This is a genomic window from Pedobacter sp. 01T416_2, from assembly GCF_056398925.1.
This window is the reverse complement of sequence record NZ_JBFTQI010000184.1, coordinates 1-8,631: the sequence shown is the minus strand read 5'-3', so window position 1 is coordinate 8,631 and position 8,631 is coordinate 1. Positions and strand designations below refer to the sequence as shown.

Sequence of the window (8,631 nt, the reverse complement as noted above, 5' to 3'; positions counted from 1 at the left end):
ATTGAATGCTGAATTAAATGGTCAATACGATAATTACTAAGGAGATATCCTACACAATGATGGAATAAAAAAAGAGATACTCACTTTTCCTGAAAAGTTAAATTACTCTTTTTTTTATGAACAAAACATCTCTCATCAAGCAAGTTTTATTAAGGCGAAGCTGTTTAAGGATATTTTTCTATATAATGAAAATCTCAAAATTGTAGCTGATTGGGAATTCTTCACTTATGCAATTTGTAAACGCGAGGCTTCATATAAACACTTAGATTGTGTAATTGTAACTTATGATGGAACTGGAATATCCGCAAATTCAAAGAATCATCCAGAAATCGATAAAGAAAGAGATACTTCTTTGAATAGATATTTCCCTGAATTTGTTAAGGACTATGAATATTTGAAAGAGATAAAGTTTAAAAAGGCAGAACAATTTATGCATATAAAAAAGTATCCGATAGCCTATAAAATTTTGAAAGGCTTTATGAATATTATACTTTTATTTTTGCCAAAATTTAATAGAAACTAAAATGAATAGTTCTTGCGTAATTGTAATACCAATTTATAAGTCCGAACTTTCAATTTATGAAAAGATAGCTTTGACCCAATGTGGAAAGTTATTGTCTGATTATGATATTGTAATACTCAAACCAGATGGTTTAGACATATCGAATATGCAGATAGGATTCTCTTATAGTGAGGTGTCTTTCCCAAGTTTTTATTTTAAAAGCGTGTTTAGTTACAACGATTTAATGCTTTCGGAACTCTTTTATGAGAAATTCTTGAATTATAACTACCTACTCCTCTATCAATTGGATGCTTTCGTATTTAAAAATGAATTAAAATATTGGTGCAGCTTAGGTTATGATTATATAGGTGCTCCATGGTTGAGAGAAAAAGAATTCCCAACCTTATTTAAAAAGACCAAAGAGAAGCTAAGATCCTACCTGCACAGAAGATATAATTTACTTGATAAACAAGGTCGGCCTGACATAGAGCGACAATTATACAACCATGTCGGCAATGGAGGCTTTTCATTGAGAAAAGTTAAATCTTTTTATAATATCTGTATTCAAGAAAAAGAACTCGTAGAAAATTACGTTGGCCGGAACAGCAGCGATTATCATGAAGACATGTTTTGGACCATAGAAGTGAATCGAAAGAAGAAGAGAATAAAGATCCCTACTTACAAAGTGGCATTGAACTTTTCCATTGAAACAGCTCCACAAAGGGCAATGACTTTAATTAAAGGAAACATGCCTTTTGGTTGCCATGCATGGGATAAAAACATCCGTTTTTGGAAACCTTACTTTAAAGAAGCAGGTTATCAGATTTAACTGCGCCAAATTTCTTTATTTAGCATTAAAAATAGACTAAAGTTGTTTTTGCTTAGTTTACTTCGCCAAAATATTTTAAATATTTCTATCTTTTTATACCCAGATATTTTCATCTGCTTTAGAAAGAATTTGAATGCATGTTTTTCAGCAAAGAAACTTTCTTTTTTTGATAACCCTTCTACATCTATCGGTAAATCAGCGGCCCATTTTTCATGTAATTTTAATGTTTCCTCTATCCAGGTTTTACAATAATTTCCTTCTGAGAAATGTTCTAATAATACTTCAAAAGTTACAACGGCACGATGTGTTTTATGTACTTGAAGTGAAAAATCCAGATCATAACAATGAAACTTCTTAAATGTTTCCTCATCAAAATTATTGGCTTCAACTATTTCTTTTTTGGTACAGAACCAAACGCCGTCTACAACAACTACGCTTGAATACTTTTCATTTTTTACGTTTTGAGAAATGTGTTTTGTTTTCTCTTCACTAAATTTATAGCGTTGAAGGATATTCACATAATTGATTTTTTTTTCACCGGCGCTACAAAACCATCCAGACGGAACTTTAGTTTTATAACTATTTCCGGCTATGCCAATCAATCCTATTTTTTGGTCTTCATTAAAAATATCTGCAACAATAATACCCCAGTCTTTCGTTTTAATACTGATATCATCGTGCATATAGCAAAGCAGCTTATATTTGGCCCGCTTTGCCCCTTCATTGTAAATTTCGCATAATCCACGTTTTCCATCAGCATTATCAAAACTGATAATTTCATGTTCTGCTCCTATGGTTGCGGCAATGTTCTCCTTAACATCAGAAAGCTGATCTTTATTTACGGAGGCTATAATTATTGATATCATCTCCTTCAAAAATAAAATAAAAAACAATACCTATTGTAGAAAATCAGATACCTTTGCATCCAAATTTATAATTCGGCATGGGTTTAACATCATTTCTTTATAAGAAGATCAATAAAATAAGTGTTACCCATAAGTTTCTAGAAAAAAAATACAGAAACTTATGGCCGCATGTAGAGCTCATAAAAAAGAACGGTTTTACGGCAGTTAACCTAATAGGCAAGAGTCAGACCAGGGGACAGGCTACGGCAAAGATCTTGATCGACTGCCTTAAAGAACTGGTTACGGACAAGGACCTGCACTTTAAATTTTTCATCAATGATAAACCTGCCGGTGGTTATGAAGATGATTCCTTTTATTATTGCATAGACGACGATCAAAAGCAGGATTTTCTGATCCCTGATTTTGCCTTTGAAAGCTGGAAAGAAGCAGGGATCAACAGTTTTTCGGATACAGTAGCCGAAATTGAGACCAAAGGAAAAGAAACCTGGGGCGACTCACGCGTATTTTGGGCCGGAAATGTCAAAACGAATATAATCAGAGAGAAACTGATAGAAATCGGAAATCAGGCCCCAGAGATTTTTGACTTTTACAATACCTATGTGGATGATTATTTTATCCATAAAAAGGATGTTCCATATTTTACCCTGCCCCAACATACCCGGTACAAATATTTAATCGACGTGGAAGGCAATAGCTATTCTGCCCGCTTAAAATTTCTTTTTTACAGTCAGAGGGTTGTATTTTTACAGGAAAGAAAGTGGAAAGAATACTTCCATTACGATTTAAGGCCTTACGAGCACTATATCCCTGTAAAAAACGACATGAGCGATCTGGTAAGCCAATACCACCGGATCGAGAAAGATCCCATGCTTTACAAACAGATTACGGAGAACGCATTAAAATTTGCCCATGAGAAGCTCACCTACCAGTGTGCCGTTGATAAGATGAGGTCTACTATCGAAAACAGAATCAATAAGCCATAATAATAAATGAAAARTGAAGAAAAATATGATTATTTAGTTGTTGGCTCCGGCCTCTTTGGCGCTACCTTTGCTCATGAAATGACTAAAGCTGGAAAAAGCTGTTTAGTAATCGATAAAAGAGATCATTCTGGGGGAAATATTCATTGTAAAAAAATCGAAGACATAAATGTTCACTGGTATGGCGCTCACATTTTTCATACTAATGATAAATTTTTGTGGGATTATGTGAATCAATTTGCTGAATTTAATCGATATACAAATTCACCTGTTGCAAATTATAAGGGAGAATTATATAACCTTCCTTTTAATATGAACACATTTTATAAGCTTTGGGGCACAAAAACACCAATCGAGGCTAAAGCTGAAATTGCAAGACAAATAGCACATTTAGCTATAACTGAGCCTAAAAATTTAGAAGAGCAGGCGCAAATGTTGGTTGGCACTGATATATACGAGAAACTAATTAAACAATATACAGAAAAACAATGGGGGAAAAAGGCAATTGAACTTCCTGCATTTATTATAAAGAGATTACCTGTTCGATTTACCTATGACAATAATTATTTCAATGATAAATATCAAGGAATACCAATTGGAGGATATAATAAAATAATCAATGGCTTGTTAGCCAATTGCACCGTAAAATTGAATACAGATTTTTTTGACGACAAAAATTATTGGAAAAGTATAGCTAATAATATTGTTTTTACGGGTAAGATCGACGCATACTTCGATTATGAATATGGTGAATTAGAATACCGGAGCTTGAGATACGAGATGGAAATTCATGACATGGAAAACTATCAAGGAAATGCTGTAATGAATTTTACAGATGCAGATACACCTTATACGAGGGTTTATGAGCATAAACATTTTGAATTTGGTACGCAACCTAAAACGGTAATTACAAGAGAATACCCGTTAAAGGACAATAAAGATGCTGAACCATATTATCCTGTTAATGACGAAAGGAATATGGCTATGTTAAAAAGGTACCAATTGTTAGCTGAAAAGGAACCTGGTGTAATTTTTGGAGGTAGATTAGCTGAATATAGATATTATGACATGCATCAGGTGATTGCATCTGCTCTAGCAAAATCAAAAAAAGAATTAAGAAGTGAATAAAGACTTAACAATTTACTCTGTTTATCATAAAGAATTTGCTGTTCCTCATTGCGATTACATCCAGCCTATTCAAGTTGGAAAAACTTTTTCTAAACTAGAATTAGGCTTTATATCTGATGATGTAGGCGAAAATATAGCTGTTAAGAACAAAACATTTAGTGAACTAACGGCATTATTTTGGATTTGGAAAAACATAGAAAAAGTTGATTCGGAATTTATAGGCTTATGTCATTATCGACGATATTTCACATTGCCCGAAGTACGAGTTAAGAAGAAGTTATTCAACACAAAAATCATTGTTGATCCTCGAGATGTTTATTATGCTCCTTTTAGCGAAGAGGCTTTAAAAATAACAAGCAATGAGAGTTTAAAAGATGCACTGTTTAATCAACTTCATTCTGGAAAAGTAGTTGTGCCTACTGCAGCTCACTTAGCGTTTGAATTATCTGGAGAGGCATCAATAAAGATGCATTATATCTTTTATCACATAAGGGAAGATTGGTATTTGATGAAAGATGCGGTTGTAAAACTTTATCCAGATATGGAAAAGGCATTCGATGAATTCTTCGACACAGAAAAAAAAATGCATTGCTATAACATGTTTATAGCCAGGAAAGAGGTTCTAATTGATTATTGTAATTGGTTGTTTCCAATACTATTTGAGTTAGAGAAAACGGTAAAATTAAGTGAATATGAATACCAAAGACGAATTTTTGGTTTCTTTTCTGAAAGATTATTTAACCTTTATCTTTTTTATAACAATCTCCAAAAGGCTGAATTTCCAGTTGTATTTTTCTCTTAACTAACCTCCAACAGTCCATTTAATTTTGGTTTTAAGCAGCAATCTTGTAATTCCAAAAGCAATCGTATAAACGATCAAAAATCTGAATATCGAGTACAAGATGTTTTGTTCTACAGAAAAGTAATTGAAATTCCACTTATCCCATTTGAAGATCTCTGGAAGTAATATAATAATTAAAATTTGATGGATAAGGTAAATTCCAAATGTAGATTGTCTAGGCTTTAATATATTATCGATAAATTTTATTCCGCCCATTTTTAAAAGTAAAGTAAACATGGTTAATGAATAAAAAATATTGGTAACCCTAAGGGTATTGTACTCATCTTTAGAACCATGATGATTTAAGTACATTACCTCTAAACATGCCAATGCAAAAAAAACAATATTAACCAAAATAATATAAGACCATTTTAACTGCTTTACATAAGCCATTACTTTGTCGAAATAGCGATTTAGATAAACACCAAGCCATAAATAAAATACAAATCCAAACAGGGCAGCTGAATGATGAGTCACAAACCACTCATGATATAAATTAAAGCTATATAGAAGCGATGTAATTGCCCAAATTAACCCAAACCAAAGCTTATATAGATATCTTTTAAAAATAAGTAGGATGCTTATACAAATTAAGAAATTGAGTATGAACCAAAAACTGCTTTCAAACAAGATATACCTAAATTCTTCGGCAAAATAACCAATAGGATTTCCGTTGAATATAGAGTCACCAGATTTAATGTTTAATACTATTTTATGGATTAGATTAAGGATAACTAATACGATAATCCAGAATAGCCATGGTTTGATAGTATTTTTAAATCTCCGAGATAAATATTGCCCTGGCGTATACTCTGTAAATTTGTAATTAATCAAAAAACCACCAATAAGGAAAAAGGCAATTGTAGCAAACTTCCAAAATTGCATAGTAGTAATTTGTAGCCAAACATCAGTTGTATTGTTATATTTAGCCCCCCAAAGTATTGCAGAATGCTCAAAAACAATTCCTATCATTGAAATACACCGAATTGTATCAACGAAGTTAAAACTCTTTTTCTCCTGTGTTTGTAAGGTTTTTAATTCAAAATCCATTAAATAGTATAGGTAGATAAATGTCAAATATCTGTTAAAAAAAAGAGTTCCGAATTAATTCGGAACTCTTTTAACATTTATGTATGTAAAATATTACAGTTAATGGTTGTAAGTTAACATGTAGAATTTTATTCCCTCGCTGACATAACCTCCATATGATGTATTAAGCGTATTATAATAATGATCACCATTACCAGGCGCAAAGTAACTATAAACAGCCGACGTACCTGCTATACCAGCGCTTCCATAAACATAGCCAACTATACCCTCATAAGTATATCCACCATAATTTTGCTGGCTCGTTGTATAATAATGATCACCAGATGGAGAATTATGGGCAACATATCTATAAAGCGGGATAGTACCGGGTTTTTGAATCGAGTGAACATATCCTAGAACCTTTTCGTATGTGTAACCAGGCCTATCTTTCCTTATTGTAGTATAGAAATGATCACCACTTGTACTATAATATTGATATAGTTCCTCTACATCCTCTTCAGGTAGCGGAAACGTCGGATTTGGATGAGGTTTCATAAGAAGGTAAAAAGCGATTCCATTAAGTGCATAACCATCGAATGTCCCAGGTCCGTCAACGTAAATATAATTATTTGCAGACTGGCTTTTATGTTGATATACAGGTCGTGTCTTGCTTACCTGATTACTATAGACATAACCTATGATCATAGTTGGAGCGCCATAAACTGGATGAGTAGGTTCCGTTGAGTAATACTTAATTATCTCCTCAGTATCATAGTTGTGATAAAACTCATAAAGCGGAATAGTTCCAGGTTTCTGAACTTTAAAAACATACCCAATTACTCCAGCAAATATCTCATTACCAAGGTAATCTCGAGAGATAACAGGCCCTCTATAAGTTGTGTAAAAGCGTGTCCCTCCCCTCTCATTTGTATAGGAATATAATGGATAACTATCTGCGACTGGGGCGTCTATTGCTGGTGCTGGTGCTACATTTATTGTTGCAAAATTAACATTCGATGTGATCCACTCACCCCATGTATTAGTTGAGGAACTATAATATCTTATTTGTAAAAAGACATTTGACGTGTTAATTGATTCAGGTATGACACCCTGTATATATTTCACATTTGAATAATCCGAAACACTTCCCGTGGGTGTAACAAAATCGGAAGATGTCACTATGCGGAAAGTATTATTATTGTCATCCAACTCAGTGATATTGGTTACTCCAGCAATCAACCTTACCTGAGCATTTACCTCTTCCAATACCGCAGAGCCATTAACGTAAGATCTTGAGAGTGTGTATGAGGCTACGAAATAGCTATCTGTCCCACCATAAACTTTAATTTTTGAATTTTGTAGATAGGTGCTTTCAATAGAAAAATTAGAGATGGCTGGCGTAGCGTATACATTTAAACCTGTAATAAGTACTAATACTAAAAATATAATTCTTTTCATGTTATTTAGAATTTTTAAACTTATATTCATTAGCATTATTATATCTTTTCTGCATATCTTCTAGTGATTCTTTGAAGTTGGTACCTGAGATGTAGAATTCTTTTTTGTCTTTATCAAAAGAGATTTTTTCTTTTGGCATTTCAGTGGTGGTTGCAATAAAAGTAATAATCTCATTAATCTCACTTTTTTTCTCTATTGTGATAGGTTGATTATCGGTTTTTTGGTTTTTCTTACATCCTTGCAAAGCTCCGAACACCAAGTGCTTGCAATCAACAACTTAAAACAGGTTAAAATTTTTCTTTTCATAATTGTTTTTTTCACAAAAAGACAAAGAAAAAATATTAATTTTGACAACCCTTTATTATCATTATTTACTTATTATAATACAATAAGTAAATAATACAAATACATAGTCATTAACGCTTCTCAACATGTTAGATATAGGAAATACCTTAAGAAGGTATAGGGATAAATACAATTATACACAGCAATATGTTGCTGATGTAATCGGAATAAGCAGGGTTGCTTATCGAAAGTGGGAAAATAATGAAGTAGATTTTGCCATATCGCAATTGCATAAAATTGCTGGGTTATACAATATCCCGATTCATCAGATAATCATTCAATCAGATTTTGAAAAGCACAAAATAATTTCTCTCCAACAAAAAGGGCATCAATATCATTGATGCCCTTACTTTATTTTAACAKAGAACCGATTACAGTTTTCTAGCTACTTCTACTTGTTCGTAAGCTTCTACAATATCGCCAACTTCGATGTTATTAAAGTTCTGAATGTTTAAACCACACTCGTAACCTTTATTAACCTCTTTCACGTCATCCTTAAAGCGTTTTAACGATGCCAGTTCACCGGTGTATACAACAACACCATCTCTAACGATACGGATCTTGCTGTTACGGGTAATCTTACCATCCAATACCATACAACCTGCAATGGTACCCACTTTAGTAATTTTGAAAGTTTCACGAATCTCAACGTT

Annotated in this window: 10 protein-coding genes; 5 read left to right on the top strand and 5 right to left on the bottom strand. The window is 32.9% G+C overall.

Going from position 1 to position 8,631, the window contains the following annotated elements:
* Nucleotides 1-524 precede the first annotated feature (524 nt).
* Nucleotides 525-1,331: a DUF5672 family protein gene (locus AC1DPQ_RS10050; RefSeq protein WP_477584762.1), complete on the top strand. Its 807-nt coding sequence runs from the start codon at nt 525-527 to the stop codon at nt 1,329-1,331.
* Here the strand turns inward: AC1DPQ_RS10050 and AC1DPQ_RS10045 are convergent.
* Nucleotides 1,328-2,197 (bottom strand): glycosyltransferase, encoded by an 870-nt coding sequence (locus AC1DPQ_RS10045; RefSeq protein WP_477609084.1) that lies wholly within the window; start codon nt 2,195-2,197, stop codon nt 1,328-1,330. The genes AC1DPQ_RS10050 and AC1DPQ_RS10045 overlap by 4 nt on opposite strands.
* A gap of 77 nt (nt 2,198-2,274) precedes the next feature.
* Between AC1DPQ_RS10045 and AC1DPQ_RS10040 the strand changes: the two genes are divergently transcribed.
* The 3 genes from AC1DPQ_RS10040 to AC1DPQ_RS10030 are packed head-to-tail and all read left to right on the top strand — an operon-like array spanning nt 2,275 to nt 5,107.
* Complete coding sequence (locus tag AC1DPQ_RS10040) at nt 2,275-3,180, top strand: glycosyl transferase family 90 (protein ID WP_477584760.1); 906 nt, start codon at nt 2,275-2,277, stop codon at nt 3,178-3,180.
* A gap of 6 nt (nt 3,181-3,186) precedes the next feature.
* Nucleotides 3,187-4,305 (top strand): UDP-galactopyranose mutase, encoded by a 1,119-nt coding sequence (glf, locus tag AC1DPQ_RS10035; RefSeq protein WP_477609082.1) that lies wholly within the window; start codon nt 3,187-3,189, stop codon nt 4,303-4,305.
* Nucleotides 4,298-5,107 carry a DUF4422 domain-containing protein gene (locus AC1DPQ_RS10030; protein ID WP_477584758.1) on the top strand — a complete coding sequence of 270 codons (810 nt, stop codon included), beginning with the start codon at nt 4,298-4,300 and terminating at the stop codon, nt 5,105-5,107. Before glf ends, AC1DPQ_RS10030 begins: the two co-directional genes overlap by 8 nt.
* On the opposite strand, the gene AC1DPQ_RS10025 is transcribed toward AC1DPQ_RS10030, so the two are convergent.
* The 3 genes from AC1DPQ_RS10025 to AC1DPQ_RS10015 form a co-directional block, all read right to left on the bottom strand.
* Nucleotides 5,108-6,196 carry an acyltransferase family protein gene (locus AC1DPQ_RS10025; RefSeq protein WP_477609080.1) on the bottom strand — a complete coding sequence of 363 codons (1,089 nt, stop codon included), beginning with the start codon at nt 6,194-6,196 and terminating at the stop codon, nt 5,108-5,110.
* 99 nt (nt 6,197-6,295) lie between these two features.
* Nucleotides 6,296-7,633, bottom strand: coding sequence for a hypothetical protein (locus tag AC1DPQ_RS10020; protein WP_477609078.1), 1,338 nt, complete (start codon nt 7,631-7,633; stop codon nt 6,296-6,298).
* Between the two features lies 1 nt (nt 7,634).
* Entirely contained in the window at nt 7,635-7,889 is a 255-nt protein-coding gene (locus AC1DPQ_RS10015; RefSeq protein WP_477583842.1) for a hypothetical protein, read from the bottom strand.
* Between the two features lie 175 nt (nt 7,890-8,064).
* Here AC1DPQ_RS10015 and AC1DPQ_RS10010 point away from each other — a divergent pair, with 175 nt between their 5' ends.
* Entirely contained in the window at nt 8,065-8,319 is a 255-nt protein-coding gene (locus tag AC1DPQ_RS10010; RefSeq protein WP_477583840.1) for a helix-turn-helix transcriptional regulator, read from the top strand.
* Nucleotides 8,320-8,349: 30 nt separating this feature from the next.
* On the opposite strand, the gene AC1DPQ_RS10005 is transcribed toward AC1DPQ_RS10010, so the two are convergent.
* Nucleotides 8,350-8,631: EF-Tu/IF-2/RF-3 family GTPase (locus AC1DPQ_RS10005; protein WP_477609076.1), on the bottom strand; the 282-nt coding region annotated here is incomplete at its 5' end.

Bases quoted from the DNA above. Each gene is read 5' to 3' on its own strand.
- AC1DPQ_RS10045 (WP_477609084.1), bottom strand. From the start codon at position 2,197: ATGATATCAATAATTATAGCCTCCGTAAATAAAGATCAGCTTTCTGAT.
- AC1DPQ_RS10025 (WP_477609080.1), bottom strand. From the start codon at position 6,196: ATGGATTTTGAATTAAAAACCTTACAAACACAGGAGAAAAAGAGTTTT.
- AC1DPQ_RS10050 (WP_477584762.1), top strand. From the start codon at position 525: ATGAATAGTTCTTGCGTAATTGTAATACCAATTTATAAGTCCGAACTT.
- AC1DPQ_RS10020 (WP_477609078.1), bottom strand. From the start codon at position 7,633: ATGAAAAGAATTATATTTTTAGTATTAGTACTTATTACAGGTTTAAAT.
- AC1DPQ_RS10010 (WP_477583840.1), top strand. From the start codon at position 8,065: ATGTTAGATATAGGAAATACCTTAAGAAGGTATAGGGATAAATACAAT.
- AC1DPQ_RS10040 (WP_477584760.1), top strand. From the start codon at position 2,275: ATGGGTTTAACATCATTTCTTTATAAGAAGATCAATAAAATAAGTGTT.